Origin of the sequence: Streptomyces sp. NPDC096012, assembly GCF_040426375.1 — a bacterium.
GTDB lineage: Bacteria > Actinomycetota > Actinomycetes > Streptomycetales > Streptomycetaceae > Streptomyces.
The window spans coordinates 20,624-35,858 of sequence record NZ_JBEOTD010000013.1; the positions used below are offsets into that span (position 1 = coordinate 20,624).

The 15,235-nt window shown below is 75.1% G+C and carries 11 protein-coding genes; 3 read left to right on the plus strand and 8 right to left on the minus strand.

The features are described 5' to 3' along the window. Positions 1 to 53 precede the first annotated feature (53 nt). Positions 54 to 680 carry a YigZ family protein gene (locus ABVB68_RS15355; RefSeq protein ID WP_353601559.1) on the plus strand — a complete coding sequence of 209 codons (627 nt, stop codon included), beginning with the start codon at positions 54 to 56 and terminating at the stop codon, positions 678 to 680. Positions 681 to 773: 93 nt separating this feature from the next. Here ABVB68_RS15355 and ABVB68_RS15360 read toward each other — a convergent pair whose 3' ends face one another. The 8 genes from ABVB68_RS15360 to ABVB68_RS15395 all read right to left on the minus strand — a co-directional run bounded on the left by ABVB68_RS15360 (position 774) and on the right by ABVB68_RS15395 (position 10,428). Continuing rightward, positions 774 to 1,163 (minus strand): hypothetical protein, encoded by a 390-nt coding sequence (locus ABVB68_RS15360; protein ID WP_353601560.1) that lies wholly within the window; start codon positions 1,161 to 1,163, stop codon positions 774 to 776. Positions 1,164 to 2,070: 907 nt separating this feature from the next. Beyond that, on the minus strand, positions 2,071 to 2,499 hold the full coding sequence (locus ABVB68_RS15365) for a hypothetical protein (protein WP_353601561.1): 429 nt from the start codon (positions 2,497 to 2,499) through the stop codon (positions 2,071 to 2,073). Next, positions 2,496 to 3,200, minus strand: coding sequence for a vWA domain-containing protein (locus tag ABVB68_RS15370; RefSeq protein WP_353601562.1), 705 nt, complete (start codon positions 3,198 to 3,200; stop codon positions 2,496 to 2,498). Before ABVB68_RS15370 ends, ABVB68_RS15365 begins: the two co-directional genes overlap by 4 nt. Before the next feature lie 58 nt (positions 3,201 to 3,258). After that, on the minus strand, positions 3,259 to 4,530 hold the full coding sequence (locus ABVB68_RS15375) for a protein kinase domain-containing protein (RefSeq protein WP_353601563.1): 1,272 nt from the start codon (positions 4,528 to 4,530) through the stop codon (positions 3,259 to 3,261). After that, on the minus strand, positions 4,527 to 5,894 hold the full coding sequence (locus ABVB68_RS15380; protein WP_353601564.1) for a PP2C family protein-serine/threonine phosphatase: 1,368 nt from the start codon (positions 5,892 to 5,894) through the stop codon (positions 4,527 to 4,529). The genes ABVB68_RS15375 and ABVB68_RS15380 overlap by 4 nt, the downstream gene beginning before the upstream one ends. Continuing rightward, complete coding sequence (locus ABVB68_RS15385; RefSeq protein WP_353601565.1) at positions 5,891 to 7,414, minus strand: hypothetical protein; 1,524 nt, start codon at positions 7,412 to 7,414, stop codon at positions 5,891 to 5,893. The genes ABVB68_RS15380 and ABVB68_RS15385 overlap by 4 nt, the downstream gene beginning before the upstream one ends. Positions 7,415 to 7,466: 52 nt before the next feature. Then, positions 7,467 to 9,845, minus strand: coding sequence for a hypothetical protein (locus ABVB68_RS15390; protein WP_353601566.1), 2,379 nt, complete (start codon positions 9,843 to 9,845; stop codon positions 7,467 to 7,469). Positions 9,846 to 10,029: 184 nt separating this feature from the next. Next, positions 10,030 to 10,428, minus strand: coding sequence for a hypothetical protein (locus tag ABVB68_RS15395; protein ID WP_353601567.1), 399 nt, complete (start codon positions 10,426 to 10,428; stop codon positions 10,030 to 10,032). 623 nt (positions 10,429 to 11,051) lie between these two features. Here ABVB68_RS15395 and ABVB68_RS15400 point away from each other — a divergent pair. Together ABVB68_RS15400 and ABVB68_RS15405 are read left to right on the plus strand one after the other, a co-directional pair. Next, positions 11,052 to 12,215 (plus strand): exonuclease SbcCD subunit D, encoded by a 1,164-nt coding sequence (locus ABVB68_RS15400; RefSeq protein WP_353601568.1) that lies wholly within the window; start codon positions 11,052 to 11,054, stop codon positions 12,213 to 12,215. Further along, entirely contained in the window at positions 12,212 to 15,205 is a 2,994-nt protein-coding gene (locus tag ABVB68_RS15405) for an AAA family ATPase (protein ID WP_353601569.1), read from the plus strand. The genes ABVB68_RS15400 and ABVB68_RS15405 overlap by 4 nt, the downstream gene beginning before the upstream one ends. The last annotated feature ends 30 nt before the right edge of the window (positions 15,206 to 15,235 follow it).

Below are 15,235 nucleotides of genomic sequence, written 5' to 3' on the forward strand. Positions count from 1 at the left end.
ACGGGGTGACGGGCGCGAGGAGAGGGGCCGGCGCGCTCGCATAGGCTGACGGGATGCAGGACGAGTACCGCACAGTCGCCCGGGCCGGCGTGCACGAGACCGAGATCAACCGATCCCGCTTCCTGTGCGCCCTCGCCCCGGCCGCCACCGAGCGGGAGGCGCAGGAGTTCATCGCCTCCGTCCGCAGGAAGCACGCCGACGCCAGCCACAACTGCTGGGCGTACGTCATCGGCGCCGACGCCTCCGTGCAGAAGGCGAGCGACGACGGCGAACCGGGCGGCACCGCCGGCGTCCCCATGCTGCAGATGCTCCTGCGCCGCGACATGCGGTACGCCGTCGCCGTCGTCACCCGTTACTACGGTGGCGTCAAGCTCGGCGCCGGCGGTCTCATCCGCGCCTACGGAGGATCGGTCGGCGAGGCCCTGGACGCACTCGGCACGATCACCCGGCGCCGGTTCCGGCTGGCCACGGTGACCGTCGACCACCAGCGCGCGGGCAAGGTCGAGAACGACCTGCGGGCCACCGGACGCGCGGTGCGGGACGTCCGCTACGGCGAGGCCGTCACCATCGAGATCGGCCTGCCGGACGCCGACGTCGACGCGTTCCGCGCGTGGCTCGCCGACGTGACGGCCGGCACGGCGCGATTCGAACCGGGCGGGGAGGCGTACGGCGACGCGTGAGCCGGGTCGGCGACGGCTCGGGAGTCGGTTCCTGAGGTCGGTGAGGGATGCGGAATCGGTTCCTGAGGCCGGTGGGGCTCGGGAGTCGGCTCCTCAGGTCGGTGACGGCTCCGGAGTCACATCCTCCTGGCCGATCCGGCTGCCCGACCGGTACACCGTGACGACACCGCCGTGGATGACGTAGTGGTACACGCCGTTGCGGGCCTCGTACCCCTTGCTCGTCGCCTTCGCCTTCATGGCGATGCCCTTCTCCCTGCCGTCGCTGAACTCGCCGTAGTAGTACAGCGTTCCGGACCCGGTCCGGCACAAGGTGATCTGTTTGTTGTTCGTGCGGAACGCCTGGACGAGCCGGGCGCCGTCGCCGTCGGGCAGCTCGGCGGCGATCCGGTCCGGGCAGGCCGGCGCGGTGCTCCCGGGGGCCGGGGAGCCGGAGCCGGACGAGTCATCCCCGTGCTGCGCCAGCGCTCCGATCGCGAAGAGCACCGCGACGGCGCCGAAGCAGCCCAGTACACAGCCGCCCCTGGACTTCTTCGGGGGCGGCCCGTAGCGCGGCCTGGGGGAGGGCGTGTAGATCGGCTCCGGACGCGGCGGCGGGGTGGGGACGTGCGGCGCGGTCGGCCGGTAGCCCGTGCCGGCGGACGACGGGAAGAAGACACCTTCCTCGGTACCGGTACGGCGCGTGCCCGGCGCCGCGCCGGTCCGCCCGCCCGCCGTGGCCGACGTGCCGGGCCGGGAGGTGCGTGGCGTGGTCGGGGGCGTGGCGGAGGGCGTGCCGCGGGGCGTGGTCCTGCCGGGCGTCGAGGACGACGCGGGGGTGCCGCGGGGCGTCGCCTGGCGGGGCGGCGCCTTGCGTGGCGCGGACTTCTTCGCGGCCGCGTCCCCGGACGGCGGTCTGGGGGCGCCCTTCCTCGCCGCCTTCCAGGGGGTACCGCACGCGATGCAGGTCAGGTCGGTGCGCGCGTTGTTCGTGTCGCAGTCCGCGCAGCGCCAGGGGGCGGACGGGCGGCCGGCGCCACCGGGCCGCTTGGCGGCCCCGCCGGAACCGGCCGCTTTCGCCCTCGCCGTCGTCTTCGCGGGCTTCGCCCCCGGCTTGCCACCCGCCGCCCCGGGTTTGCCACCGGACGCCGAGCCCGGTCTGCCGCCGGACGCCGACCCGGGCCTACTGCCGGAAGCCGCCCCCGTTTTGCCGCCTGTCGAGGACCCCGGCCCGGCCGTCCCAGGAGCCGAACGGGGCGGGAGCGGTGCGGTGCCGCGCCGGCTCCCGCCGCAGACCGTGCAAGACGGTTCCGCCGGCTCGTTGAACGTGTCGCAGTCCGTGCAACGCCAGTTGGCCGATCCCGCCACCTCGTGCCGCCCCCCTCTTCCGTCTTCCGTCGGTCCCGCCGCGCACTCAGCCCGTGTCGCCGTCCACGCGGGCCGCCACCGCCGCGAACAGTTCCTCGGACGCGTCGGACGCGGGTGCGGCCACCCACTCCCGCGTGTCGTCGAGGGGCACCCGCGGCAACCCGGTTTCCCCCGCCTCGTCGTCCGGGTCCTCGGGGATCCCGAAGTGCCGCCGCAGCAGGTCGCCGTAATCCCTCGCCTCGTCCTGCCGGTCCGCCGGTACGTCCACCCGGACCACGAGGAGACCGGGCGTCGGCCCTTCGGGGAAGCGCAGATGGAAGACCCACTGGGACAGCCCGTCCGCGCCCTGCGGAAGCAACCGGAGCCGGGTGCAGTGGCCCACATGTGACCTGATGCGTCCGTAGCGGGGCCAGTGGAACGTCAGATAGCCGGCACCGTTGCACTCCAGCTCGAACTCCGGCCAGTCCAGCTTCACAGGCTGTTCGCGATCGTCTCGATGATCTCGTCCATCTCGAACTCCTCCAGCCCCTCTCCGGCCTTGGAGGCGAAGTGCAGGGTGAGGTCCCACTCCTCGGCGATCGGGTCGGACCAGGGAGCCTGGTCCGGCGCGAACAGCACCAGCCGCTTCGCCGACTGCTCCATGACCGCCGTCTGACTGCGGGCGTATCCCCAGCGCTCGAACAGCTCGTCGAGGCTGCCCGGGACGGAGGCCGGATACCCCGGCACGGAGGCGTGCGCGCCCAGCGGATGGGCCGGCGCGTCGGTGAACATCACGATGACGTGCCGCCTGCGGTCGAGGCCCTGCTCCCACGGCGAGTCGATGGCCAGCGCGAGCGCCTCCAGACCGGACTCGGGGATGTCGCCGCCGCCGGAGGCGTCGATGCCGCGCACGAACTCCTCGAAGTCCCGGGACTCCTGGGGAAGACGGAGGAACCCGGTCTGCTGGATGGCGGTCGAGGCGTCGTCGCCGAAGTCACGGAAGGCGATGACCTTCAGCCGCAGCTGGCTGATCGCCTTGCCCTTCTTCGCCATGACGTCGTTGAGCCGGTCGTGGAACTGCAAGGCGCTCGACTTCACGTTGTCGAGGACGGGGAACATGCTCCCGGTCGCGTCGACGCACAGCACGATGTCGACGGCGTACTGCAGATTCCCCTGGTACTGCTCGATGTTGCTCATACGGAGTCTCCTGGATGGAACGGGCGGGACACGTCGGCCGCCGGTGGGCCGGCCGGGGTCAGGACGAGCCGGGGCGCGGGCGCCGGCCGCCGAGATTGATGCGGACACGGGAGCTGCGTTCCGCCGGGGCCCCGGCGGCCGGCGGCGTCGCGGGCGCGTCGGGCGCCGCGGGTGTCGGAGGTGGGGTGGGTGCCGGGGGCGTCTCGGGCGTGGCGGAGGTTGCCCGGGGCGCGGGTCTGCCGGCTCCCGCGGCGGTGCCCGGCGGCTCCGGCGGTGCCGTCGCGGGCCGGGGGCGGGGCGTGGACGCAGAGGTGGGCGTGAGGTTCTTGGCCTTGATCCGGCTGGTGCGCCGGCCGGGAGCCGACGGTTTCGCCGGCTCGGCGGCCGAAGGTGGCTTCGCCGCCGGGGACTTGCTCTTGCCGGTCCCCGGACGCCGGTGCTGCAGGGCGCACACCCGCGGGTCGGACAGCGTCTTCAGGAACGTCGTGATCCGTGGCCGGCCGCCCGGGGCGCGGGTGGTCATGGCGCGCAGCAGACCGAGCATCTCGTCCGACAGCCGGGTGTCCAGGTCGAGGCGCTCGCCCGCGTTGACGGCGTCGGCCGGGGAGCCGTACCGCTTGTCGTGGTGCGGCAGTTCGCCCGTCAGGTACAGGTGGGTCATCAGTCCCAGCGCGAACACGTCCACCGCGCAGGTCAGGTGCTGGGGGCCCACCGCGTCCTCGCGCTGCATGTAGCGGCGCCACTCGGGTGCGCCGTACACCGAGTCGCCCGCGATGTCGTCGGGCTCCGGTGGCTTGCCCGAGACGTAGGAGTCGTCGAAGTCGATGAGCTTCGCCGTGTGGAACGCGGCACCGTCCCGCTTCTGCACCAGGACGTTCAGCGGTTTGAGGTCGCCGTGCACGACGTCGATGTCGTGCAGCTGCTTGAGGCTGTTGCCCAGGGTCTTGAGCAGCACCATCTTGTTGCGGGGTTCCAGGGTCTGCGGTTTCTCCAGGCTGGAGGTGTCGATCCGCTCGGTGACCTTGTAGTAGGTACTGCCCTCGTGGAAGAAGCCGGTGGCCAGCACCAGGTTGCCGCCGCCCCGGGCGTCCGGGCGCAGCCGCTCCATGATGGTGCGGTGCCGTTGCTCGAACTCGCGGGCCAGCTGCCGCCGAATCCGTACGCTCGGCGAGTCCGCCGCGTCGTCACGGGGCCGCTTGGGTTCCAGGAACCGTTTCACGAAGTACTGGGTGCCGCCCTTCTCGGCGAACGCCCACATGCACTTGCCGCCGCCCGCGTTCGTGGGCTCGCTGCTGATGCGGTAGCCCCCGATGACATCGCCCTTCTTCATGCGCGCTCCTCGAGTGCAGGGGGCAGATGGGTCTCGTAGCCGGCCCGGTAGGCGTGCCAGGTGCTGTCCTGCCACGCGCGCACCCGGGCCGGGAGGTCACCGGGCTCGTCCGGTGCGTGTGCCGGACCGGGTCCCGTCTCGCCGGCCGGGCCGGCGGGACGGTCCAGGCCGCGCGGCCGGGTGCGGACGTAGCGTTCGGTCAGCTCGTCCAGACGTGCGGCGAACTGTTCGCGCAGGTCCTTGAATCCCCGGTAGCCGAGCGCCACGACGGCGAGCGAGGCGTCGTCCGCGGTGTAGGCCTGCACCTCCCGGCGGACGAGGTCGGCCCATTCCTCGACGGTGCCCGCCTGGTGCAGGGTGCGCAGCAGCAGTGTCTCGAAGTCGGCCGGCGTGTGCACGTAGCCGAAGAACCCGTCGGTCGCGGCCACCAGCACACAGGGGAGCGGATGCTTCAGGCTGCGGCCGTCGATCTCGAACTCCCGGTCCGCGCACACCAGGTTGGTCATCGGCGGGTCCGAGCGCAGCAGTTCCAGGGCGTCGCTCTCCCGGGTGTGGTCGCGGGTGAGCACCTGCAGGCCGTGGCGGGAGCGGAGTACGTACGCGCGCGAGTCACCGGCCCACAGCGGTCGCAGCTCCAGCTCCGGATGCTCCCGCGTGCCGGCCAGGCGGTAGTGCACGGCGGCCAGCGTGGTGGGCAGCTGACGGCGCATGGTGCCGCTGATCTTGCTCCGGCGTTGCGGGGCGTAGCCGAGGAAGAAGCGGAGGTACTCCCGCAGCGTCTCCGGCGTGGCCGGTTCCCCGTCCGCCGCGACGTCGTGGAACCAGACGTCGGTGGCCAGCCGGGCCACCCGGGCCCCCACCCAGGCGCTGGTGCGGCTCTGCCCGTCGCCCGCCTGCCACACGGGGGCGGCGCCGGCGCCGCCCGAACCGTCGAAGACGGCGAGCATGCCCTGGTCGCTGCCCAGGTGGTAGGCGACGAACGGCTCCGCGTCCTCGCCGCGGCCCGGCACCCGCTCGGTCCACACGGACATGGCCAGCAGCCCCATCCGGTCGTGGTCGACACACCAGATCCGCTGCGGCACGGACCGGCGGGCCGAGGCGCCGTCCGGTGCGGTCGGTACGGCCGGTCCGTCCGGTGCGGCCGGTCCGTCCGGTCCCTCCGGCGGGGCCGGTGGGACCGCGACGGCCGGGCGCGGCTCACGGGCGGACGGGACCGGCGGCTGGACGCCGGGCCCGTGCCACGGCGCGTACGGACCGGGCGGGTACTCCGCCTGCGTATGCGTCCGGGCCGGTACGGACGCATGCCCCGGCGGCGTGCCGGTACGGGCCGGAGGCCGTCCCATGGGGTCCTGATGGCCTGTCATCGCCGCTCCCCGCTGCTGCCGGAGGTGTCCGGACGGTGCCTCTTGGCGGTCCCGCGCACCCGGCTCACCTTCGGTGCGGAGCCGTCGGCGGGCCGCCCGGCGCCGCTGTCGTCGCCCCGGCCGCCGACCGCCGGGCTCCCCGCGCCGTACGCGCCCCGCCCGTCTTCGGGCCGGTCCGTGCCGTGTTCGGTCCGGCGGCCGTCGGTGGTCCGGCTCCCTGTGCCGTGGTCGTCGGCCGCCCGGTCGCCGGCCGTCCGGGCTTCGGTGCCGCGGCCGCCGGGACGGTCCGCGCTCCCGCGTTCGGTGCGGCGGTCGTCGCGGTGGCCGTAGCCCGTGCCGCGGGTGCCGGTCCGTTCGTCCGTGGGGCCGGGCAGCGGTTCGTCCTCGGGCGGTCCCGCGTCCCCGGCCGGCCCGGAGCGGCGACCGCCGGTGCCGGACAGCCGCGGGCGGGACGGGCCGCGCTCGTCCCACGGGCGCGGCCTCGGGGCAGGGCCCGGGGCACCGTCGTCGCGGCCGCGCAGCACCTCGCCCTTGAGCGGCTCGCGTGCGCCGCCGCGCCCGCCCGGATACTCGTCCCGGTCGCGCTCGCCCCGACCCTCGTCGCGGTCGCGGTCGCGGTCGCGGTCTCCGTCGCCGGCGCCCGGCTCCAGGGCGCGGGCGAGGCTGCCGTGCAGCCGTCCGCGTCCGGTGGCCGTCTCGAACAGCCCGTCGCCGTCACGGAGCACCTCCTCCAGCACGGCGCGCTCCAGCTCCGCCTGCTCGAAGGGCTCCCGGTCCGCGTCGCCGCGCTCCAGGACCATGCGCATCACCTCGCGCCGGACCTCCCGCTTCTCCGCCTCGCCCTTCTCGATCCAGGCGAGCGCGGCACGCGGGCCCTCCTTCTCCATGATCCCGGCGATGAGGCCGTCGACGCCCTCCTCGCGGATCATGTCCAGGTGCCGTCTGCGGCGCATGCCCTCCAGCCGGGTCTCGCGCACGACGTCCCGGAACTCACGCCCGCTGCCCGCGATCTCGTCCTCGTCGACGAGGAGTTCCGTCTGGATGTTGCGCAGCCGGATGGCGTCGTCGCCGCTGAACCGGGCGAGGGCCGCGTTGAGCGCCATCTCCGTCTCGTGGAACTCGGCGATGTCGTAGTCCCGGGCGACCGACTGCAGCGTCTTGCGCAGATAGCCGTAGAGCGCGCCGCTCATGTCCCGGATGCCGCGGGCGACCACCTCGGCGGGGTCGGCGACCCGGCACACGAGGTCGACCCGGCTGCGGAAGGAGAACGTGGGGTCACGGCTGAGCAGCGGGATGTCCAGGATCAGCCGGTGCTCCGTCATGTCGACGGTGACCACGCTGCGGTAGGCCCCGAACCGCGACGACGGGATCTCCTCCCCGCTGCGGATCGTCAGCGACGGCCCGCTGTCCCGTACGAGGACCAGAGCGCGGCCGGGAGCCGGCGGTCGCAGCGGGTTCACCAGCCGCCACTTGGGTACGTCGTCGCTGCTCAGGACCGGGTCGTAGGTCTGTTCCTGCATGTCCCCCCCTTTCCTTCCAGTGCTGTCGGGGATGACGCCGGTGCGGTGGGTGTCACCGGGCGCGGTCGAGGCTGCGCAGCAGGCGGGCGGCGCCCGCCGAGGGCTTCTCACGGTCGCGAGCCCACTTCTCCAGCCACCAGGTGAGCCGCTCGCGGTGCCGTCCGGGCCGGCAGGCCACCGAGATCAGCAGTGCCGCGACGGCGTCGAGGGAGCCGGGGCTCTTGGCGGCGTACTCGTCGATCCACGTGTGCAGGGCTTCCAGCGCGGAGTCCTGCACCGGCCGGCGGGCCAGGGCGCGCGCCCACAGTTCGGTCATCCGCTCGTGGTGCCGGGGCAGTTCGCTCAGCAGGACCGGCACACCGGGCACCGGCGTGTCCCCGCGGCCGCCGGTGGTGTCGCCGACCGGTTCCTCGTACGGCTGGGACACTGCGAACACGAACGCCGACAGCGACTTGACGACCATGGGGGACAGGTCCTGCGGCTCGGACCAGTCCAGATAGGCCTGGAGCACCGCGGCCGTCTGCCCCTGGTGGACGAGATGGACGCCGCCCCAGGCCACCGACGGCAGCGTCCCCCAGTCGTCCCCCCGGTCCAGTGCGCTGCGCAGGACGGCCACGGCCCGGTCCGGCGCCGTACGGCCGAGCAGCCCGCCCACCGCGTTCGCCGCGGTGCCGGCCAGCCGGCGCCGGTGGGCGGAGGAGTCGCCCCGCGCCCACTCGTGGAGCAGGTCCCACACCGCGTCCGCCGTCTCCGGCCGGCTGCCCGCCACGCCGAGGGCCGTCGCGGCGGCCTGCCGCAGCGGCCAGGAGGTGCTGCCCGCCCAGGCCGTCAGGAAGCGGTGCACCGCGTAGTGCGGATCGGCCAGCGCCAGCACACCCGCCGCGACCGAGGCCCGGGCGCGCACCTCCAGGTCCCGGTGGTGCAGCAGGCCGCGCAGCCAGTCCAGTACGGCCTCGCGGCGCCCGTCCAGCAGATTCCAGGCGTAGGACAGGATGACCTGCCCCAGCAGCGCGTTGCGGAACCGCACACGGGGCGGCGCGAAGCCGCCCTCGGCGGGCAGGTCGAGCCGGATCCACTGCTGTTCGTGTCCCAGCCGGTCCCCGAACCTGAGGTCGGGCGGGCAGGGCTCGGGCGCGACGAGCGCCGCGCGCAGCCTCACCGCGGCGTCCGCGACGGTGAGGTAGCCGCACTCCTCCAGCGCGGCCGCCGCCAGGGCGAAGGCGACCGCGTCCGGCGCCCGGTACCGGTGGAACCAGGCGCGCACCTGCTCGCTCGGGTCGCGCAACCGCGCCACCTCGGCGCTCACATCGCCGTCCGCGCGGATCACGGAGGCCAGCCGGGCGGCGTTCCGGGCCGCGGGCTGCTCCCGCAGGGCCGCCGCGGCGCCGGTGCGTTCCAGCAGTGCCCGCAGGTCGGCCTGGGCGTCCGCGCCGGCCCCGTGGCCGAGCACCCGCCGCTCCACGATGGCCGACGGGTCGACCGGGACGAGGGCATGCCGGGCCACCTGGTCGCCGCCCGGGCCGGCCGCGAGGACGTCCAGGTCGTGGCCGCCGGTCAGGACCAGGAAGGAGCCGGAGACGCGCAGGGCGGCGACGACCGCGGCCCAGCGGGCCGAGCCGTGGGAGCGCCCGCCGAGGAAGGCGGAGCCGAACGTCTCGTCGACGGCCGGCCCGTCGTCGAGCGCGGCCAGGTACCCGGAGTTCTTCACGGGTGGTTCCCAGCCCGCGTCGAGCACCGCGGCGGGCGTCAGCAGCCGGTGGCAGCCCGCGCCGTCGCCGTCCATGGCGAGCGCCTCCCCGAGCAGGTTCACGGCGACGGCCTCCCGGCCGCTGCCCGGCGTGGCGGTGAGCACCAGCACCCGCCGCTCGCACAGGGCGTCCAGAGCCTCGCCGTAGCCCTCCGGCGCGACGAACAGTTCGGTGTGGTCGGCGATGTCGGTCACGTCCATGGCGAGCACGGACGGCCCGCCGGACCGTGCGCCGCCGGTGGGGACACCGCCCACGTGGGCGCCGCCCGGGTGGAAGCCGCCGCCGAAGCTCACGTCCGCGTTGAACAGCGCCAGTGTGCCGATGCGGGTCCCGGAGGCGTCGTCGCTCAGCCGCCGGGCGATCTCGTCGGCGAGGGCTCCGGCGCGCAGCGCCTCGGCACGCTCGGCGTCGTCCCGGCCGCTGCCCTCGGCCAGTGAACGCAGCGCGTCCCGTTCGCTGACCGGCCCGTCGTGCTCCTCCGCGTCCGTGCGCGGGGACTCGGTGTCCCGCGCCGGGCCGTCCTTGCCGGCTTCGGACCTGTCCTTGTCGGCGTCCGGATCCCGTCTGGCGGTGCCCGGGTCCCGTTCGGCGGGTTCCGTGTCCTCGCGCCGTGGCGGACCGTCCGCGCGATCCGTGGAGCCGGCTCTGGGCCGGGGGCTCTCCAAAGAGCTGTCCTCGCTCATGATCTGGTCTCTTCGGCCTTCGACTCTGCGGTGCGGTCGGTACGGTGCCCGTCGGCCGCGTGCCGGCACGCGGCGCACGCGCGCGTGCGCATCGGGGCACGCGCGCGGGGAGGGTAGGGAAGCGCCGTGCCGCCGGGCGACGGGACGGCGGCCGGCCCGGGTGACAGGCCGGGACGAGGTGTCCCTACGAGGTCGTCCAGTTCCCCTGCACGTCGACCTTGCCGTTGAACACCTGGGCGTTCTTGATGAGCGCGGCGCTGATCTGGGCCCCGGACCGGCCCTGCGCGGCGACGGCCTCGTCGACCAGCCGCCGGACCTCGGCCTCGAACTCCGGGTCGAGCAGCATCTGCGCGGCGAGCTGCCGCTCGAGGGCCTGCTGCGCGCTCTCGTCGTCGGGGGAGCCGGTGACCCGGTCCAGCGCACCCTCGGCGTCCGGGTTGCCCCGGAACCGGGCGCGGATCCGTTCGATCAGGCGGGCGCCGCCGGCCCAGCCCGAGCGGCCGGCCTCCTGACCCGCCGTCTCCAGCGCCCCCTTGGCCACGAGCGCCACGCCCGCCGCCGCCACGGCCGTCACCGGATCCATGTCGTTCCCCCCGAAATACCGCCTGAACAGGCCAGTCAATCTAGGGGAGCTGGACAGCCCGGGAAGTGCTTCTTCTCACATTGGCCGAAAGTCGCCGCATTAAGGCCATCGATGCCCGATAGGCGCGCTAGATCCAGGATGACCCGCTCGACAAGCGTGACTTGAACACGTTTCGTCCGCGGCGGGCGACGACGGCTCCCACGCGACGCGTCCGTCCGCCGGGGACTGCCGGGGACTGCCGGGGACCGCCGGCACTGTCGGGGACCGCTGGGGGCTTCCGGGGACTGCCGGCGGTTCCGGGCACTTCCGGGATCGCCGCGGGCGACCTGCGGGGCCGCGTTCGCCCACCCCTCCGGACCACAACGGGCCGTCGGCGCGGGCGAGTCGCGCGCGGGAAGCGGGAGGGAGGCGGGCGAGCGGTGACCCCAGACCCGAGGGTGGGCGAAACGGGCGACGGCGGTCTAAGACGGTTGAAGACGGGCGAAGACGGGCGGAGGTCGATGAAGTCCCATGGCGGCACACGGCGAGGCACGAAGACGGGCGGAGGCGGTGGAGCCGGGTGGAGGGGTGGGAGCCGGAGTCACCGCCCGTGATGTCGGACCCGGCCGTTAGTCTCGGGAATCATGAGACTCCTGCACACGTCCGACTGGCATCTCGGCCGGGCCTTCCACCGGGTGAACATGCTCGGGGCCCAGGCCGGGTTCATCGGTCACCTCGTCACCACCGTGCGCGAGCGCGAGGTCGACGCGGTGGTCGTGTCGGGCGACGTGTACGACCGCGCGGTGCCGCCGCTCGCCGCGGTCGAGCTGTTCGACGACGCCCTGCACCGGCTCGCGGACCTCGGTGTGCCCACGGTGATGATCTCCGGCAACCACGACTCGGCCCGCCGCCTCGGCGTCGGCGCCGGACTCATCGACCGCGCCGGCATCCATCTGCGCACCGAGCCGTCCGCCGTCGGCACTCCGGTGGTCCTGGCGGACACCCACGGCCCCGTCGCCTTCTACGGCCTGCCGTACCTCGAACCCGCCCTGGTCAAGGACGAGTTCGGGGTGGACGGGGCGGCCCACGAGGCGGTGCTCGGCGCCGCCATGGACCGCGTGCGCGCCGACCTGGCCACGCGCGCGCCGGGCACCCGCTCGGTCGTCCTCGCCCACGCCTTCGTCACCGGCGGCGAGGCCAGCGACAGCGAACGCGACATCACCGTCGGGGGAGTGGCCGCCGTACCGGCAGGCGTCTTCGACGGGGTGGACTACGCCGCGCTCGGGCATCTGCACGGCTGTCAGACGATCACCGAGCGCGTGCGCTACTCCGGCTCCCCGCTCGCCTACTCCTTCTCCGAGGCCGGCCACCGCAAGAGCATGTGGCTGGTCGACCTCGGCGCCGACGGCTCCGTCACCGCCGAGCGCGTCGACTGCCCGGTGCCGCGCCCGCTCGCCCGCGTCCGCGGCACCCTGGACGGCCTGCTCACCGACCCCGGTCTGGACCGGCACGAGGACGCGTGGGTCGAGGCCACCCTCACCGACGCGGTCCGCCCGGCCGATCCGATGGCCCGGCTCGCCGAGCGCTTCCCGCACACGCTCAGCCTGGTCTTCGCCCCCGAGCGGGCCCCCGACGACCCCCAGGTGTCGTACGCCAGGCGCCTCGCGGGCCGCAGCGACCAGCAGATCGCCCAGGACTTCGTCGCCCATGTGCGTGGCGCCCGCCCCGACGAGCGGGAAGCGGCCGTGCTGCGGGAGGCCTTCGACGCCGTGCGCGCGGACGACGCCGTGCGGGAGGTGGCCCGGTGAGGCTGCACCGGCTGGACCTGACCGCCTTCGGGCCGTTCGGCGGCTCGCAGCGCGTCGACTTCGACGCGCTGTCCGCCGCCGGCCTCTTCCTGCTGCACGGCCCCACCGGAGCCGGCAAGACGTCCGTCCTGGACGCCGTCTGCTACGCCCTCTACGGCGCCGTCCCCGGCGCCCGGCAGAGCGGCCAGGGCATGAACCTGCGCAGCGACCACGCCGAGACGCGCACCCGCACCGAGGTCCGCCTGGAACTGACCGTGGCCGGACGCCGGCTGGAGATCACCCGGCAGCCGCCCTGGGAGCGGCCCAAGCTGCGCGGCAAGGGCACCACCGTCGACAAGGCCCAGACCTGGCTGCGCGAGTACGACGGCCCGGCCGGCGTCTGGAAGGACCGCAGCCGCTCCCACCAGGAGATCGGCGAGGAGATCACCCAGCTGCTCGGCATGAGCCGGGAGCAGTTCTGCCAGGTCGTCCTGCTGCCCCAGGGCGACTTCGCCCGCTTCCTGCGCGCCGATGCCGAGGCCCGCGGCCGGCTGCTCGGCCGCCTCTTCGACACCCAGCGGTTCGCCGACGTCGAGAAGCGTCTCGCCGAACGCCGGCGCGCCACCGAGGCACGCGTACGGGAGGGGGACGCGGCCCTGCTCGCCGACGCCCACCGCATGCAGCAGGAGGCCGGCGACGCCATGGAGCTGCCCGAGCTGGCCCCCGGTGACCCGGGCCTGGCCGCGGCCGTCCTCGCCGCCGCCGCCGTCGCCCGCAGCACGGCACGCGAACGCCTCACCGTCGCCCACTGCCGTCTCGGCGCCGCCGAATCCGCCCACGCCACGGCGCAGGAGGCCCTGCGGGACGCCCGCGAACTCGCGCGGCTGCAGAGCAGGTTCGCCGAGGCCCGGCAGCGCGCCGAGCGCCTCCAGGAGCGGGCCGGCGCCCACCGCGAGGCACAGCGGCGCATGGAGCGGGCCCGCAAGGCGGAGACCGTCGCACCCGCTCTGGAACTGCGCGAGGCCGCCGAGGCGGAACACCGGCGGGCCGCCCGGGCGGAGTCCCAGGCGCGTGCGGCGCTGCCCGGCTCCCGCGCCGACGACGGAGCGAGCGGGCTGGCCGCCGCCGCCCGCCGGGCCGCCGAGGAACTGGGCGGCCTGGACGCCGCCCGGCGCGCCGAGCAGCGGCTCGCCGACCTGAGCGAGGAACGGGCCGGGCTCGGCCGGCAGGAGCGCGCCGACGAGGACGTCCTGCGCGAGGCCGACGCCTGGCTCGCCGACTGGGACGCCACCCGGGCGGCGCTGCAGGCCCGCATCGACGCGGCCCAGGAGGCCGCCACCCGCGCCGAACAGCTCGCCGTCCAGCGGGACCCGATGCGGCGCCGCCTCACCGCCGCCCGCACCCGGGACGAGCTCGCCGCGGACCTGGAGGAGGCACGGCGCCGGGCACTCGCCTCCGAGCAGCGCGCCCTCGACGCGCGCGCCCACTGGCTCGACCTCAAGGAACAGCGCCTGAACGGCATCGCCGCCGAGCTGGCCGCCCACCTCACCGACGGCGAACCCTGCGCGGTCTGCGGAGCCACCGAACACCCCGCACCGGCCCGCAAGGACGCCGGGCACGTCGACCGCGCGGCCGAGGACCGCGCCCTCGCCGCCCACCGGCGCGCCGAGGAGGAGCACGGCGAGGAGGAACGGCGTCTCGGCGTCCTGCGCGAGGCCCTCGCCGCCGCCACCGCCGAGGCCGGCGACACGCCCACCGCCCGGCTCGCCGCCGAGGCCGAGGAACTCGAGCGGGACCACGCCGGCGCCCGCCGCGACGCCTCCGCCCTGCACGCCGCCCAGGAGGACCTGCGGCACACCGAGCAGGAGCGCGAGCAGCGGCTCGCCGACCGCCAGCAGGCCGCCGTCCGCGCCGCCGCCCGGCTCACCCGGCGCGAAAGCCTGGAGCGCGAACAGGCCTTGCTGGAGGCGGAGTTGACGCAGGCGCGGGGTGCGGCCGAGAGCGTGGCCGCACGGGCCGCGCAGCTGGAGCGGGAGGCGGCGCTGCTCACCCGGTGCGCCGACGCCGTGCGCGCCGCCGCGGACACCGCGCAGCGTCTGAAGGACGCCGACGCCCGGCTCGCCGACGCCGCCTACCGGGCCGGCTTCGAGACCCCCCAGGCCGCGGCCGCCGCCCTCCTGGACGCCGCCGCCCACCGCGAACTGCAGCACCGCCTGGACGCCTGGCAGCACGAGGAGGCCGCCGTACGCGCGGCACTGGCCGAGGCCGACACGGCGGCGGCCGCCCAGCAGGCCCCCGCCGACCCGGCCGCGGCCGAGCGGACGGCGCAGACGGCGGAACGCCGGCTGCGCGAGGCCGCCTCCGCGCGGGACGCCGCCGCCCGCTGCTGCGCCGAGCTGGACCGTCTCTCCGCGCGGGCCGCCGCGGCCGTACGCGGCCTCGCCCCGGTGCGCGAGGAGTACGACCGGGTCGCCCGGCTCGCCGCCCTCACCGCCGGCACGTCCGCCGACAATGAACGCAGGATGCGCCTGGAGTCGTACGTGCTGGCGGCCCGGCTGGAGCAGGTGGCCGCCGCCGCCACCGTCCGCCTGCAGCGCATGTCGTCGGGCCGGTACACCCTCGTCCACTCCGACGACCGCACCGGACGCGGCCGCAGCGGGCTCGGCCTGCACGTGGTCGACGCCTGGACCGGACGGGAGCGGGACACCGCCACCCTCTCCGGCGGCGAGACCTTCTTCGCCTCCCTCGCGCTCGCCCTCGGCCTCGCCGACGTGGTCACCGACGAGACGGGCGGCGTCCGCCTGGACACCCTCTTCATCGACGAGGGCTTCGGCAGCCTCGACGACCAGACCCTGGACGAGGTCCTGGACGTCCTGGACAGCCTGCGCGAACGCGACCGCAGCGTCGGCATCGTCAGCCACGTCCCCGACCTGCGCCGCCGGATCCACGCCCAGCTGGAGGTCGTCAAGGGCAGATCCGGGTCGGCGCTCAGGCTGCGCGGCGTCGGGTGACGTCGGTGTCCCGGTGGCCGCCGGGGCAGC